Origin of the sequence: Vibrio sp. YYF0003 (assembly GCF_036350715.1) — a bacterium.
In the GTDB taxonomy this organism is placed as follows: Bacteria; Pseudomonadota; Gammaproteobacteria; order Enterobacterales; family Vibrionaceae; genus Vibrio; species Vibrio natriegens.
Genome location: NZ_JAZDWA010000003.1, coordinates 122,940 through 137,147, shown reverse-complemented (window position 1 = coordinate 137,147; position 14,208 = coordinate 122,940). Strand labels below are relative to the sequence as shown.

Here is a 14,208-nt window from a genome sequence, read left to right as displayed (position 1 = left end):
GATTTAGATACATTATGGATATTGCAAAAATGACTGCCCGCCGCCCATATATGCTTCGAGCATTTTATGACTGGCTGGTAGACAATGACTTAACTCCTCATTTGGTTGTTGATGCAACCATGCCAGGTGTACGTGTACCTGTTGAGTTTATTCAAGATGGTCAGATTATCCTGAATATTGCCCCTCGTGCCGTTGGTAATCTTGAGTTGGGCAATGATGCGATTACTTTCAATGCTCGTTTTAGCGGTCGTCCGCACTCGGTAATTGTGCCTGTTTATGCGGTTCAAGCTATCTATGCACGTGAAAATGGTGCAGGCACGATGTTTGAACCTGAAGAGGCTTATACCAATATCGAAGAAGAAACGATGGAAGAAGAGCAATCTCCGTCGTTTACTACGGTTAGTGATGACGCTCAAGTTGCGGACTCGGAATCAGGTGACAGCGAAAGTGAAGCACCTCGTCCGAAAGGCAAACCAAGCTTAAGAGTTATTAAATAAAAAAAGCAGCGATTCCGCTGCTTTTTTATTGCTTGATACTTGAGTTGATGCTTTAGCAATCAATGAGTTATCGTGAACACTTCAACATTTTCTTCGTTATCTTCGTCTGTGTCACTTTGAATTGGCTGTGTACCATCGTTCGGTAAGTCAACTTCAACGGGCTCTGTCTTTCCGTACTGGAACCCATTAATCACTTGCTTTACACCAGAAACGTTACGTGCGATTTCTATTGCTCTCTGACTCTGTGCTTCTGTTACATAGCCAAACAGAAAAACTTCACTATCTTCAGTAATCACTTTCACTTTAACAGCATTAAGCTGCTCATCAGTAAGCAGTGAGGATTTTACTTTCGTCGTGATCCAACTGTCATTGCTGATTTGCGTCACTGTCAGCGGCTCTTTTTGCTTCATTTGGTTGTGAATCACTTTCACGCCGGTGATTGCACGGGTTCTTTTCTCAAGATCACTGATTAAGTCCTGAGTTGGAGCCTGACCCATTAGCACCACGGTACCATTGTATGAGCTGGCAAAAACACGAGCCTGGCCTTTAAATGGCTGTTTGTTACCAATGGCGGCGACTTCAAACTCAATGTTGTTATCTTGCCAGATCTGTTTGGTAGTACGGGTGTCCGTGACGATATTGGCTGTCGTTGCGGCGCCAGCAATGAACAAACCCGCACAACCACTGAGATTAAACACGGTAAGTAAAAGGATGAGGCTACGTAGCATGATTCTGACTCTCAATCTGAGTTATTCTTCGTGAGCAGGGAAAAGCACTTGGTCTATAAGGTCACATAAGCAATGTAAGGTCACCATGTGAACCTCATGAATGCGTGCCGTACGATGAGATGGAATTCGAATCTCGACGTCATTTTCACCCAGTAACCCCGCCATTTCACCGCCGTCTTTGCCTGTCAGAGCAATAATGGTCATGTCGCGTGTTACCGCCGCTTCCATTGCTTTGATAATGTTCTTACTATTACCGCTGGTCGACAGCGCCAGAAGAATATCACCCGGTTGGCCAAACGCACGGACTTGCTTAGAGAAGATTTCCTGATAATGGTAGTCGTTAGCAACGGCTGTAAGGGTAGTATTATCAGCGGTCAGCGCCATCGCCGGCAGGCTTGGACGTTCTGTCTCAAAGCGATTTAAAAGGCAAGAGACAAACTGTTGTGAATTGGCGGCACTTCCACCGTTCCCACAGCATAGGATTTTATTACCATTAAGCAAACTCGAAACCATGGCTTGAGCCGCATGAGTAATAGCGTCTGGCAGCGCTTCAGCAGCTGCAATTTGAATTTGAATACTTTCTGTAAAGCTGTCTTTAATGCTATCTAGCATCGCTTATCCTTCAGATATTGCGTTTTGTATCCAGTTAATATCTCGGCCACTGTCATGAATGGCGATAACATCGAACCGGTAATCGATTGTATGTATGGACTGTTTTTGGCGGCTTAGCCAAATGTTGGCGGTTTTTATAAGCTTACGCATTTTGGCGTGAGTGACCATTTCCGCTGCCGAGCCAAAACGATCGTTGTTGCGATATTTGACTTCGACGAAGACGATAGTTTCACCTTGTTGGAAGATTAAATCAATTTCGCCAACTTTTGTCAGAAAATTTTGCTCGACAAAGCGTAAACCCTGGCGAAGCAGGTATTGCTTGGCCAGGGTTTCATATTGATTACCTATCTGACGTTTACTGAAGAGCCCCACGCTCGGTCCAACTTAGCTCACGTTGTACAACACAGTTGTTGTCGAGGCTCAAAACACCTGTCTGACCTCGTATCGATAGCCCCGGAACAAGCTTCATCTGAGGCAGTTCGCCAATCAACTTGTAGGCATCCATTCCGAGTGCTTTTAGGCGGACTTCCATATTGGATTGTTCTGCCCACAGCTCTTTCATTTCAGCTGCAACCGTCGGATCTGGATCAATCAGTAGCGGGATGTCGCTGTAAATAATGCCAGTCAAATCATCGTACGTTGCGCCACCGCTATTACTACGAGAGTTAGAGAAGATTTGTGGTGGCTTGGCGTCCGGGTTAATCGCGACTTCGATAAATGGTTTAATCAAAGTCAGCTCTGAACTTCTTGCAACAATGTAAACCGCATCTACGTCGCGGCGACTACGTGGCTGCGTTTCAAGTTTAATTTTCATCAGCGATTGCATCTGAGCGATACGCTGTTTACTTTCCTGCAGGCCGAATACGTCATTGATGTCTTTTTGTAGCTGGCGTTTATCACCAAAGTAGCTAGTTGCGACTTTGTTTGAGCTGTATTTATTCCACTCTTCATTAAACGCTTCAACTACTCGCTCTCCGTAACTGCCTTTAGGCGCAAGAATTAGCGGGAAATTGTAGCCTTGATTGAACAGGTATTTAGCTGCCTGAGCCACTTCTTGCTCTGGAGAAAGTGCCAGATAGCAGATATTACTGCCCGGTTGGATTTCTTCAGGAATGTTCAAAGCTAGAGCTGGAATCGTCGGGCCAGCTGCAGAGCCATCCATTGAAGTTTGCAGTAGTTCCACATTTTCTTTTTGCAGAGGGCCGACAACAAAATCAATATTCTCGTTGATTAGGCGCTGCTTGATTTGCTCGGGACTGTACGCGTGCGTATCGATAACGGTTAAGCTTGTGCTCTCGTCACGATTCTCATCATTCATCATCGCAAACATGAAGCCTTCACGGATCAGCTGTGCTTGAGGCGCAAATTTCCCCGTCAGCGGCAGTAGTAACGCCGTATTATTTGGCTTAACAATGTTGAGAGACAGAATATTTTGAATTTCTTCAGGCGTGTAAACCGCAGCCGGGTGTGAAGGGTTTTCCGTTAACCAACGATCCAGCGTATTTCTTAGCTGAGAAAGGTTACCCGACATGGCTTTAGAGTAAATCGCCAGTTGCAACCAGCCACTCAAAACTTCTTCGTTTGGAGCGGTGCTTAGCGACGACAATTCTGCTTCAGAGTAGCTACCGAAGTTCATCCAAATACGGCTGGAAATCTCACGTTGCTCAGGAGACGAAGAGTAATGACCCAGCATGACCAGTTCACGGTTTGCTTCAAATGACTGGTTCAGGCTTTGGTAAGCGTCTGCACGTAACGCGTAGTAATCCTTCCATTGGTCGTTTGGTAGTTTCCACCAAGGCTTAAAGTTCAGTAGTTGAAGTAACTGAGAGTAATTGCCTTGCTTTTGCTGTATGGTCGCTCGCGCCAGTTGCCACTCTGCCTGTTGCACTTCTGACAACTGTTGGCGAGAAAGTCGCGTGATCAGCAGGTCAGCCTGATCAAATTGGTTGGCTTGAATTGCGGCTTTGGCTGCCATGATCAACCAGTCGTTTTGCACGCTGCCTTCCGAACTGTCAGCTTGAATCATGTAGCTTTGCACTGACTGGGTAGGCTCCAGTGTGACATCTACACCATCAGGTTGTCTCGGACCTGAAGAACAGGCGGCGAGTGTAATTGCTAGTGCAACAGGAGTGAGTATGCGTGGTACACTGAGTCTCTTATGGTTAATCATTGCCGTGAGTTCTCTATAATTTTGTACAAAATTGTCTTTATATTAATCGTTGAAGTGATGGTAAACAAATGACAGATAAAAATAATTTGCCGAATGAGGGGCCAACTCTCTATATCGTACCGACTCCAATCGGAAATTTAGCAGATATCACCCAACGTGCTATCGAAGTTCTGTCGAATGTGGACATCATTGCTGCTGAGGATACCCGACATACGGGTAAATTACTGTCTCACTTCAATATTCAAACCAAAACTTTTGCGTTGCATGATCACAACGAACAGCAAAAAGCACAGGTTTTGGTAGAAAAGCTACTTTCAGGCCAGTCCATCGCTCTGGTTTCTGACGCGGGTACACCTTTAATCAGCGATCCAGGATACCATCTGGTGACAAAATGTCGTCAAGCGGGCGTAAGAGTTGTGCCTCTTCCTGGTGCGTGTGCGGTTATTACGGCGTTAAGTGCTTCTGGTTTGCCGTCTGATCGCTTCAGTTTTGAAGGGTTTCTACCGCCTAAAAGCAAAGGACGTAAAGACAAGTTCTTAGAAATTGCATCGGTAGAACGCACCTGTATCTTTTATGAGTCACCACATCGCATTTTAGACTCTCTACAAGATATGTTAGACGTTCTTGGCCCTGAACGAGAAGTTGTTTTGGCGCGAGAGTTGACCAAAACGTTTGAAACTATTCAAGGTATGCCGCTTGGAGAGTTAATCGAGTGGATGAAAAGCGACGATAACCAACAGCGCGGCGAAATGGTGTTACTGATTCATGGCCATCGTGAAACTGCGGATGACTCTTTGCCTGATGACGCGTTGCGCACACTGGGTATTTTGACCAAAGAGTTGCCACTCAAAAAGGCGGCGGCGTTGGTGGCAGAAATCCATAACCTTAAAAAGAATGCTCTGTATAAGTGGGGTTTAGAAAATCTGGATTAGTCAGGCGACTTCTGTCTAAACAGGTTTACCTAGCAAAATGGATTAGGGCTGATGATTTTCATTAGCCCTTTTTTCTGCTGACCAGACGTCATGCTGGGCGTTGTTAGAGCAAAAAAGCACCACTTGATGCATTCCTTACATCATATCTGTGATCTAACTAGACTCTGAAGTGAGAACTCTATACAATCCGCTCTGGAGCTGACTGGGTAGTCGCTGCTTTGTTGATGTCCTTCGGGAGACTGACGTTGAGGTCCTTCGGGAAACTGACGTTGACGTCCTTCGGGAGACTGACAAAGGGGAGGAAAGTCCGGGCTTCATAGAGCAAGGTGCCAGGTAACGCCTGGGGGGCGCAAGCCTACGACAAGTGCAGCAGAGAGAAGACCGCCGATGGCCCGTAAGGGATCAGGTAAGGGTGAAAGGGTGCGGTAAGAGCGCACCGGGCGACTAGTAATAGTTCGTAGCAGGGTAAACTCCACCTGAAGCAAGACCAAATAGGCCTCCACATTGCGTTGCTCGCGTAAGGAGGCGGGTAGGTTGCTCGAGCCAGTGAGTGATTGCTGGCCTAGACGAATGGCTACCGCCGCGCAAGCGGAACAGAACCCGGCTTATGTGTCGGCTCCAACTATTCGAGACCCATCATTACTTTATAGTAATGATGGGTTTTTTGCATTTTATTGACTCAGACTGCGTCATTACCAATAAACTTGGCGTTAAATCACGTCTAACTCTAGACTTGTGGTGGCGATGATGTGGGAAATCAGTACACTAGGAACTATTATTCACTCGCTGATTAAATCAGCATGAGAGAACAACACGTCCTAAAAATCGCTTCAAGATTATTCAACGAGAAAGCTATGACCGAAACCTTTCAACATATTTCCGTGTTATTAAATGAATCCATTGATGGCCTTGCTATCAAACCTGACGGTATCTATATCGATGGAACATTTGGCCGAGGCGGTCACAGCCGTACGATTTTATCTAAGCTAGGTGAAAACGGCCGACTTTACAGTATTGACCGCGACCCACAGGCAATCGCAGAAGCGGGTAAGATTGACGATCCTCGTTTTACCATTATTCATGGTCCATTCTCTGGCATGGCTGAATACGCACAAGACTACGATCTGGTTGGCAAAGTAGACGGTGTATTGCTGGATCTTGGCGTATCTTCTCCTCAACTAGATGACGCTGAGCGTGGTTTTAGCTTTATGAAAGATGGCCCACTGGACATGCGTATGGATCCAACCACGGGCATTCCGGTATCTCAGTGGCTAATGGAAGCGGATTTGGATGACATCACCTGGGTTATTCGCGAATTTGGTGAAGACAAACACGCCCGTCGTATTGCGCGCGCGATTGTGGAATACCGAGAAAACGAAGAAAACGAGCCAATGGTTCGTACAGGCCAGTTGGCGAAGCTAATTTCAGAAGCTGCGCCAAAAAGCTTTAAAGAGAAAAAACACCCAGCGACACGTGCATTTCAGGCATTCCGTATTTACATCAACAGTGAGCTAGAAGAGATCGATACCGCGCTAAAAGGGGCGGCAAGTATTCTTGCACCACAAGGGCGTCTGTCTGTAATCAGCTTCCATTCATTGGAAGACCGCATGGTTAAGCGCTTTATTCGCAAAGAGAGCAAAGGGCCGGAAGTCCCGCATGGTATTCCACTAACCGAAGCTCAAATCAAAGAGCTGGGTAGTGCGAACATGAAACCCATTGGCAAAGCGATTAAGCCAAGTAAACAAGAAATTGACATAAACCCTCGTTCACGCAGTTCAGTGTTAAGAATTGCTGAAAAGCTTTAATTATTATGACGAAATCCACTCCTAACCTTGCTAAGTTGATCGCCACGGACTTATTCACAGTTGGTCGTTGGCCATTATTGTTGTTGCTTCTTATTCTGGCATCAGCAATGGGAGTGGTATTTGCTACCCACCATGCGCGTCAAGCGATCACCGAAAAAGACCATACTCTGGTTGAGCGAGAGCGACTAGACAGCGAATGGCGCAACCTGATGTTGGAAGAAACCGCCCTGGCAGAACACAGTCGAGTTCAAGACCTTGCAAAAAAGGAGCTTGAAATGAAACGACCTGATGGCGATAAAGAAGTGGTTATCACACTAAAATGATTAGAAAGAAAACCAGTACCAAACAAGGAAATAAGCGGAAGGTTCCCGCAAAAACAAAAGCTGCAGTCGATGAGAAGAAAATCGAAAAAAAAGCGGCAAAAGTCGAGGTAGAAGAGTCATTTTTGATTCGTTGGCGTTTCCATCTGTTACTGTTTTTCGTCTTTTGTGCGTTTGCACTCCTCATTGGGCGTGTGGCGTACATTCAAATCATTGAGCCTGATAACCTGATCAAGCAAGGTGACCTTCGTTCTGTTCGAGTTAAGTCGATTCCTTCTGCACGAGGCATTATCTCTGATAGAAACGGAGAGCCTCTTGCCGTCAGTGTACCTGTCGAAGCGGTTTGGGCCGATCCTGCGACCATCTTTAAAGAAAATGCGCTTAGTCAGACTCAAAGTTGGTACGCGCTGGCGGACGTTCTTGGCGTTGAACGTCAAGGTCTTATTGACAAGATAAAGCGCAATGAAAAGCGTCGTTTCATTTACCTGCAGCGTCAGGTTAGTCCCGCCATGGCGAATTACATCCGTGAGTTGAAACTACCGGGCGTTGGGCTTAAATCCGAGTCTCGTCGTTATTATCCTGCTGGCGAGGTCAGTGCCCATCTGGTTGGTGTGACAGGTATCGATGGCCACGGCTTAGAAGGCGTAGAGCGCAGCTATGATGAATGGCTGACTGGCCAAGAAGGTAAAAAAACCATCCGTAAAGACCGTTATGGTCGAGTGGTAGAGAATATAGCCTGGCAGGACAAGCAAGAAGGCAAGTCGTTGCAATTAACGATTGACCAGCGTTTACAAGCCATTGCTTATCGTGCCATTAAACAGTCCGTGGCCGACCACCGCGCAACCTCTGGCTCTGTTGTGATGTTGGACGTAAAAACGGGGGCGGTACTGGCGATGGTTAACGCACCATCGTACAACCCTAATAATCGTAGTGATTGGCAAAGTTACAAAATGCGTAACCGCGTGATTACCGACTCGATGGAGCCGGGCTCGACCATTAAGCCGTTTGTAATTCTGGCAGCGTTAGAAAATGGCATCGCAGATACTGACACCATCGTTGATACAGGGAACGGTGTACTTCGATTAGGCGGAAGCCGGGTAAAAGATGTCTCTCCCGTAGGTAAAGCCAGCCTGGAAATGATCCTGAAAAAATCCAGTAACGTCGGTGTGACTAAACTGGCGATGCAAATGCCTGTTGAAGCGCTACTGGGCTTATACAGTTCGGTCGGTTTTGGTGAGCTTTCTGGCTTGAATCTGGTGGGTGAAGTGACAGGTATTTTCCCTAGTCGTTCGCGTTGGTCACCAATTGAAAGAGCGACCATTTCTTTCGGCTATGGTCTTTCCATTACACCAATTCAGCTTGCTCACGCGTACGCGACGCTGGGTAACCTTGGTAAATATGAGCCGATACATATTATAAAAAGTAACGACAACAATATGTCTCGCCAGGTCGTTAGCCCTGAGCATGCGCGTCAGGTACTTAATATGCTGGAAACGGTAACTCAGCAAGGTGGCTCCGCTCGCCGTGCGGCCGTGCCGGGCTATCGAATCGGGGCAAAAACGGGTACTTCTCGTAAAGCTTCTGCGGGTGGATACAGCGATGAGTATATTACTTACACCGCAGGTCTCGCCCCCGTTAGTGACCCTAAAATCGCACTCGTTGTGATCGTCAATGAGCCGCAAGGTGATGATTACTACGGTGGTTCTGTGGCATCTCCGGTCTTTTCTGAAATTATGAAAGGGGCGCTACAGATCCTGAACGTGGCACCAGATGAAAATAAATTCCAGCAGTAAGCAAAGTTAGCTTACTGCCAAATAACTTGAGTAAACCTGAGCCAAAGCTCGGAGAACAAATATGACTAAAGCCATCAGTATGGACGCATTGCTGTCCTCTTGGGTTGATTGCCCAAGTTTAGCGTCCGTTCTTGTCTCTGAACTGGAACTCGACAGCCGAAGAGTTCAACCCGGTACCACTTTTGTTGCGATTGTTGGGCACGTCGTGGATGGAAGGAAGTTTATTCCGGCGGCAATTCAGCAAGGTGCGAATGCAGTTATTGCACAAGCCTGTGAGAACAAAACGCATGGCACCATAGAGTGGGTTGATGACATTCCGGTTATTTATTTGAGTGCTTTGGATAAGTGTCTGTCTGAAATGGCAGGTCAACTTTATCGCTATCCAACAATGGATCTTATTGGTGTTACAGGAACCAATGGCAAGACCACCATCACCCAACTGATTGCGCAGTGGATCGAACTCATCGGTTCGAAAGCTGCCGTGATGGGGACGACAGGAAATGGTTTCTTAGATAATTTGCAAGCCGCTGCGAACACCACTGGCAACGCGGTGGAAATTCAACATACGCTTGCGTCATTAGCTGAGCAGAGCGCGAAGTACACGGCGCTGGAAGTCTCTTCTCATGGCTTAGTGCAAGGACGAGTGAAAGCCCTGTCATTTTCGGCTGGGGTGTTCACCAACCTGAGTCGTGATCACCTCGACTATCATGGCACGATGGAGGATTACGCGAGCGCTAAATTTAGCCTCTTTACCCAACACCAGTGTAAAAACGCCATCATTAACGTTGATGATGAAGTTGGTGCTGCTTGGGCTAAAGATCTTCCTAATCCGATTGCAGTTTCTTTAGTGCCGACAACTGAGTTTACAAACGCATTATGGGCCAGCAACGTCACATATGCCGAATCTGGTATTACTATCGATTTTGACGGTATGTTTGGCAGCGGCACCTTATACGCCCCTTTGATTGGGGAGTTCAACGCGTCTAACTTGATGTTAGCGTTTGCGACTTTGCTAAGCTTAGGTTTTGACAAACAAGCGCTTTTGGCGACGGCGAATCAATTACAGCCGGTATTAGGCCGAATGGAACTGTTCCAGACAGATAACCGAGCCAAAGTCGTGGTTGATTACGCGCACACCCCGGATGCATTAGAAAAAGCGTTGCAGGCGCTGCGTGTGCATTGTGACGGTCAGCTCTGGGCGATCGTCGGATGTGGCGGAGATCGTGATCCAGGTAAACGTCCAATGATGGCTGAAATTGCAGAGCGTTTGGGTGATAAGGTTGTGTTAACGGACGATAACCCGCGCAGCGAAAGCCCTGAACTCATCATTAAAGATATGCTGGCTGGATTATCGAAACCAGACGAGGCGATTGTTCAGCATGACCGCTTCAAGGCTCTGTCATATGCGCTCGACAATGCCTCAGCCCAAGACATTATCTTGCTGGCAGGTAAAGGCCACGAAGACTATCAAATTCGTAATGGCGAGACGATCCATTATTCGGATAGAGAATCTGCAATGCAGCTATTAGGACTGTCATCATGATTAAAGTAACTTTATCTCAACTTGCAGAAATTACGCATGGTGAATTAGTCGGTGAAGACATCACTATTGCGGCGGTTTCAACCGATACGAGAACAATCGAGAGTGGTTCCCTGTTTGTTGCATTAGTGGGTGAACGATTTGACGCGCATGACTTCTGCCAGCAGGCAGTTGACGCTGGAGCAGGTGCTCTGCTGGTACAAAAACGTCTCGATGTGGAAGTCCCACAAGTGGTGGTCGCTGACAGCAAAATTGCTTTGGGTGAAATCGCAGCCTGGGTTCACCAATCTTGCCAAACGCCAACGGTTGCTATTACGGGTAGCTGCGGTAAAACCACAGTAAAAGAAATGGTGGCGAGTATTCTTCAGTTGAAAGGTCAGGTGTTGTTTACGGCTGGTAACTTCAACAACGATATCGGTGTGCCATTAACGCTCTTACGTTCGCAAGCCGACGATGACTATGCCGTCATTGAGCTGGGCGCTAACCATATCGGTGAAATTGCCTATACCACTCAATTAGTGAAACCGGATATCGCGCTGGTCAACAATGTTGCAGCAGCACACCTTGAAGGATTTGGTTCCATTGAAGGCGTTAAGCAAGCGAAAGGTGAAATCTACCAGGGCTTATCAGCTGGCGGAGTCGCAATTGTTAACCTGGATAGTCAGGGTGATGCATTATGGCAATCGGTTCTTGCTGATAAGAAGGTGATCACTTTTTCGCAAAATAACACTCAAGCTGATTTCTATGCTTCCGATATAGCAATGAATGAAGAAGGTAAGGCAAGCTTCACTCTGCACCTCGCAGAAGATAGACAAGAAATTGAACTATCGCTGGGTATTATTGGTCAACACAATGTTGCGAATGCGATTGCGGCTGCAATTATTACTCTACAAATGGGAGCATCGATTGAAGAAATTCAATCTGGCCTGCTGAATCTTAATAAGGTAAAAGGCCGAGTAGACGTTGAGCAACTGAGTCAATCTGTCAAGCTGATTGATGACAGCTATAATGCCAGTGTTCCCGCGATGAAAGCCGCAGTGGACTTATTGGCTGCTTTCAAGGGACAACGTTGGTTGATTTTAGGCAATATGGCTGAATTGGGCGAGGAAAGTCTTGCACTTCATCGTCAAGTCGGGGAACATGCTGCCCCACAAAAATTTGAACACGTTCTCACGTATGGGGCGGACGCAAAGGTAATCAGTGACCTGTGCGACGGCACTCACTTTGAGACACATCAAGATATGATTGACTACATCAAGCAGCATCTAGACCAAACCGTTTCTGAAAACCACACTATGTTGGTTAAAGGAGCGAACGGTGCTCGTATGTTTGAAGTCGCTGCTGCTTTGAAGGAGTATTTTTAATGATTATCTGGCTTGCCGAGCTGCTACAGCCATATTTTTCTTTTTTTCGCTTGTTTGAATACCTGTCTTTTCGAGCAATACTAAGTGTATTAACTGCCTTAGGCCTGTCACTTTGGATGGGACCTATCATGATCAAGCGTTTGCAAATGCTGCAAATCGGTCAGGTAGTACGTAACGAAGGCCCTGAATCTCACTTTAGTAAACGTGGTACGCCGACCATGGGCGGTATCATGATTTTGGCTGCAATTTCTATCACCATCCTGCTTTGGGCCGATTTATCAAACCCTTATGTCTGGGCGGTACTTGCGGTGCTACTCGGCTATGGTGCTGTCGGATTTGTCGACGATTATCGTAAAGTAGTGCGTAAGAATACCGATGGTTTGATCGCGCGCTGGAAATACTTTTGGCAGTCGTTAATTGCATTTGTGGTGGCGTTCGCGCTTTACGCTTACGGCAAAGATACTGCTGCAACTCAACTTGTGGTGCCATTCTTTAAAGATGTCATGCCGCAAATGGGCATGTTGTACATTATCTTCACTTATTTTGTGATTGTCGGCACGAGTAACGCGGTAAACCTGACTGATGGTCTGGATGGCTTGGCGATTATGCCAACAGTTCTGGTAGCAGCAGGCTTTGCAGTTATTTCTTGGGCGACAGGTAACGTTAACTTCTCTGAATACCTGCATATCCCTTACCTTCCTCACGCTTCTGAACTTGTAGTCGTCTGTACGGCGATTGTTGGTGCTGGCCTTGGCTTTTTGTGGTTCAACACTTACCCAGCGCAAGTATTCATGGGCGATGTAGGCTCACTTGCTTTGGGCGGTGCGCTAGGTACCATCGCAGTATTGGTTCGTCAGGAATTTGTACTAGTTATCATGGGTGGTGTATTTGTGATGGAAACCCTGTCGGTTATTCTTCAGGTGGGTTCTTACAAACTACGTGGTCAGCGTATTTTCCGCATGGCACCTATCCATCACCACTATGAACTTAAAGGTTGGCCAGAGCCTCGTGTTATCGTGCGTTTCTGGATTATTTCTATTGTTCTTGTTCTGATTGGTCTAGCTACACTGAAGGTGCGTTAATCGCGCCTTCTCAGACAAGAGTTACAGTGTGAACAAATATGGAACGTTGGCAAAACATACATAGTGTTGTCGTCGTAGGGCTCGGTATTACCGGGCTCTCTGTCGTTAAACACCTAAGAAAATATCAGCCACAGCTGGTGGTTAAAGTCATTGATACTCGAGCGAATCCTCCGGGGGCTGAACGCCTTCCTGAAGGGGTTGAACTGCACAGCGGTGGCTGGAATGCCGCGTGGCTTGCAGAGGCTGACTTGGTGGTGACGAACCCTGGTATCGCACTTGCGACGCCTGAAATTCAGTCTGTACTAGGCCAGGGGACCCCCGTTGTCGGTGATATCGAACTGTTTGCCTGGGCAGTCACTAAGCCCGTTGTAGCGATTACCGGCTCAAACGGTAAAAGCACGGTAACAGATTTGACTGGCGTAATGGCAAAAGCCGCTGGGTTAAGCGTTGGTGTTGGCGGCAATATTGGCGTTCCTGCACTCGATCTACTTGATCAAGAAGCAGACTTGTATGTGCTTGAACTTTCTAGCTTCCAGTTGGAAACGACGTCTAGCCTCAAGTTAAAAGCGGCAGCGTTTCTGAATCTTTCTGAAGATCATATGGATCGCTATGAAAGCATGGCCGACTACCGATCAGCAAAATTGCGTATTTTTAATCATGCTGAGCTTGCGGTAGTGAATCGAGATGATCAGGAGACCTTCCCTGATCATGACATACCAGTGGTTACCTTTGGTGGTGATGAGCAAGCATTTGGTTTAGAAACCGATGGTGAGAAAACCTGGTTACTTGATCACGGCCAGCGCGTGATTGCCAGTGATGAACTCAAGCTTGTCGGTAAGCACAATTTAGCGAACGTACTGGTTGTATTGGCACTGCTTAAGGCTGCGGGTGTTGATCGTCACAACACATTGAATACACTAAAAAATTACACCGGACTGACACACCGTTGCCAGGTTGTTGAAGATAATCAAGGTGTTAAATGGGTCAATGATTCCAAGGCAACCAATATTGCGAGCACGATGGCGGCACTATCGGGGTTGGAGCTGACTGGCAAGTTGTATCTACTGGTTGGTGGCGTTGGTAAAGGAGCAGATTTCACTCCATTAGAACCGATTTTCGCGACGCTGAATTTACAGTTGTGCTGCTTTGGTAAAGATGGTGATGAGTTTTTACCATTGCATCCATCTGCGACTCGTTTCGACACGATGGAAGATGTGATTCAGCAAATATCTTCACAGTTAAAAGCGGGAGATATGGTGATGCTGTCTCCTGCATGTGCTAGCTTTGATCAATTCGACAACTTTATGGCAAGAGGTGATGCATTCGCCGCGCTTGCTAAAAAATACGCATAACAATTAAAGGTCA

General features: G+C 46.8%; 13 protein-coding genes and 1 other RNA gene. 10 read left to right on the top strand and 4 right to left on the bottom strand.

The features are described from left to right. Nucleotides 1–14 precede the first annotated feature (14 nt). Nucleotides 15–497: a ClpXP protease specificity-enhancing factor gene (sspB, locus tag V1U08_RS10900; RefSeq protein WP_330470588.1), complete on the top strand. Its 483-nt coding sequence runs from the start codon at nucleotides 15–17 to the stop codon at nucleotides 495–497. A gap of 59 nt (nucleotides 498–556) precedes the next feature. Here sspB and V1U08_RS10895 read toward each other — a convergent pair whose 3' ends face one another. Genes V1U08_RS10895 through V1U08_RS10880 form a run of 4 tightly spaced genes read right to left on the bottom strand, consistent with a single transcriptional unit; the run spans nucleotide 557 to nucleotide 4,007 of the window. Next, nucleotides 557–1,225, bottom strand: a complete 669-nt coding sequence (locus tag V1U08_RS10895) for a BON domain-containing protein (protein ID WP_330470587.1) — start codon at nucleotides 1,223–1,225, stop codon at nucleotides 557–559. A 21-nt stretch (nucleotides 1,226–1,246) separates the two neighbouring features. Further along, the gene (locus V1U08_RS10890; RefSeq protein ID WP_014230789.1) at nucleotides 1,247–1,837 is read right to left on the bottom strand and encodes a phosphoheptose isomerase; all 591 of its coding nucleotides are present in this window, start codon (nucleotides 1,835–1,837) and stop codon (nucleotides 1,247–1,249) included. A gap of 3 nt (nucleotides 1,838–1,840) precedes the next feature. Further along, nucleotides 1,841–2,209: a YraN family protein gene (locus V1U08_RS10885; RefSeq protein WP_020335879.1), complete on the bottom strand. Its 369-nt coding sequence runs from the start codon at nucleotides 2,207–2,209 to the stop codon at nucleotides 1,841–1,843. After that, nucleotides 2,193–4,007, bottom strand: coding sequence for a penicillin-binding protein activator (locus V1U08_RS10880; protein ID WP_065299119.1), 1,815 nt, complete (start codon nucleotides 4,005–4,007; stop codon nucleotides 2,193–2,195). The genes V1U08_RS10885 and V1U08_RS10880 overlap by 17 nt, the downstream gene beginning before the upstream one ends. Before the next feature lie 68 nt (nucleotides 4,008–4,075). On the opposite strand from V1U08_RS10880, the gene rsmI reads away from it, so the two are divergent. The 9 genes from rsmI (at nucleotide 4,076) to murD (ending at nucleotide 14,195) form a co-directional block, all read left to right on the top strand. Next, nucleotides 4,076–4,939, top strand: coding sequence for a 16S rRNA (cytidine(1402)-2'-O)-methyltransferase (gene rsmI, locus V1U08_RS10875; RefSeq protein WP_330470586.1), 864 nt, complete (start codon nucleotides 4,076–4,078; stop codon nucleotides 4,937–4,939). A gap of 194 nt (nucleotides 4,940–5,133) precedes the next feature. Further along, an RNA gene (gene rnpB, locus V1U08_RS10870) (RNase P RNA component class A) lies at nucleotides 5,134–5,563 on the top strand. Nucleotides 5,564–5,793: 230 nt separating this feature from the next. Next, nucleotides 5,794–6,744 (top strand): 16S rRNA (cytosine(1402)-N(4))-methyltransferase RsmH, encoded by a 951-nt coding sequence (gene rsmH / locus V1U08_RS10865; protein ID WP_014230794.1) that lies wholly within the window; start codon nucleotides 5,794–5,796, stop codon nucleotides 6,742–6,744. A gap of 5 nt (nucleotides 6,745–6,749) precedes the next feature. Continuing rightward, nucleotides 6,750–7,067, top strand: a complete 318-nt coding sequence (gene ftsL / locus V1U08_RS10860) for a cell division protein FtsL (protein ID WP_020335883.1) — start codon at nucleotides 6,750–6,752, stop codon at nucleotides 7,065–7,067. Next, nucleotides 7,064–8,857: a peptidoglycan glycosyltransferase FtsI gene (locus V1U08_RS10855; protein ID WP_020335884.1), complete on the top strand. Its 1,794-nt coding sequence runs from the start codon at nucleotides 7,064–7,066 to the stop codon at nucleotides 8,855–8,857. The genes ftsL and V1U08_RS10855 overlap by 4 nt, the downstream gene beginning before the upstream one ends. Before the next feature lie 61 nt (nucleotides 8,858–8,918). Continuing rightward, complete coding sequence (gene murE, locus V1U08_RS10850; protein ID WP_330470585.1) at nucleotides 8,919–10,400, top strand: UDP-N-acetylmuramoyl-L-alanyl-D-glutamate--2,6-diaminopimelate ligase; 1,482 nt, start codon at nucleotides 8,919–8,921, stop codon at nucleotides 10,398–10,400. Continuing rightward, nucleotides 10,397–11,761: a UDP-N-acetylmuramoyl-tripeptide--D-alanyl-D-alanine ligase gene (locus V1U08_RS10845; protein ID WP_330470584.1), complete on the top strand. Its 1,365-nt coding sequence runs from the start codon at nucleotides 10,397–10,399 to the stop codon at nucleotides 11,759–11,761. Before murE ends, V1U08_RS10845 begins: the two co-directional genes overlap by 4 nt. Beyond that, nucleotides 11,761–12,843, top strand: a complete 1,083-nt coding sequence (gene mraY / locus V1U08_RS10840) for a phospho-N-acetylmuramoyl-pentapeptide-transferase (RefSeq protein WP_014230799.1) — start codon at nucleotides 11,761–11,763, stop codon at nucleotides 12,841–12,843. Before V1U08_RS10845 ends, mraY begins: the two co-directional genes overlap by 1 nt. Nucleotides 12,844–12,881: 38 nt before the next feature. Further along, complete coding sequence (gene murD / locus V1U08_RS10835; RefSeq protein WP_330470583.1) at nucleotides 12,882–14,195, top strand: UDP-N-acetylmuramoyl-L-alanine--D-glutamate ligase; 1,314 nt, start codon at nucleotides 12,882–12,884, stop codon at nucleotides 14,193–14,195. The last annotated feature ends 13 nt before the right edge of the window (nucleotides 14,196–14,208 follow it).

What these genes read in the sequence shown, in the direction of transcription:
- V1U08_RS10855 (WP_020335884.1), top strand. Translation starts at nt 7,064, where the DNA reads ATGATTAGAAAGAAAACCAGTACCAAACAAGGAAATAAGCGGAAGGTT.
- murE (WP_330470585.1), top strand. Translation starts at nt 8,919, where the DNA reads ATGACTAAAGCCATCAGTATGGACGCATTGCTGTCCTCTTGGGTTGAT.
- V1U08_RS10890 (WP_014230789.1), bottom strand. Translation starts at nt 1,837, where the DNA reads ATGCTAGATAGCATTAAAGACAGCTTTACAGAAAGTATTCAAATTCAA.
- V1U08_RS10845 (WP_330470584.1), top strand. Translation starts at nt 10,397, where the DNA reads ATGATTAAAGTAACTTTATCTCAACTTGCAGAAATTACGCATGGTGAA.
- sspB (WP_330470588.1), top strand. Translation starts at nt 15, where the DNA reads ATGGATATTGCAAAAATGACTGCCCGCCGCCCATATATGCTTCGAGCA.
- V1U08_RS10880 (WP_065299119.1), bottom strand. Translation starts at nt 4,007, where the DNA reads ATGATTAACCATAAGAGACTCAGTGTACCACGCATACTCACTCCTGTT.
- murD (WP_330470583.1), top strand. Translation starts at nt 12,882, where the DNA reads ATGGAACGTTGGCAAAACATACATAGTGTTGTCGTCGTAGGGCTCGGT.
- rsmH (WP_014230794.1), top strand. Translation starts at nt 5,794, where the DNA reads ATGACCGAAACCTTTCAACATATTTCCGTGTTATTAAATGAATCCATT.
- mraY (WP_014230799.1), top strand. Translation starts at nt 11,761, where the DNA reads ATGATTATCTGGCTTGCCGAGCTGCTACAGCCATATTTTTCTTTTTTT.
- V1U08_RS10895 (WP_330470587.1), bottom strand. Translation starts at nt 1,225, where the DNA reads ATGCTACGTAGCCTCATCCTTTTACTTACCGTGTTTAATCTCAGTGGT.
- ftsL (WP_020335883.1), top strand. Translation starts at nt 6,750, where the DNA reads ATGACGAAATCCACTCCTAACCTTGCTAAGTTGATCGCCACGGACTTA.
- rsmI (WP_330470586.1), top strand. Translation starts at nt 4,076, where the DNA reads ATGACAGATAAAAATAATTTGCCGAATGAGGGGCCAACTCTCTATATC.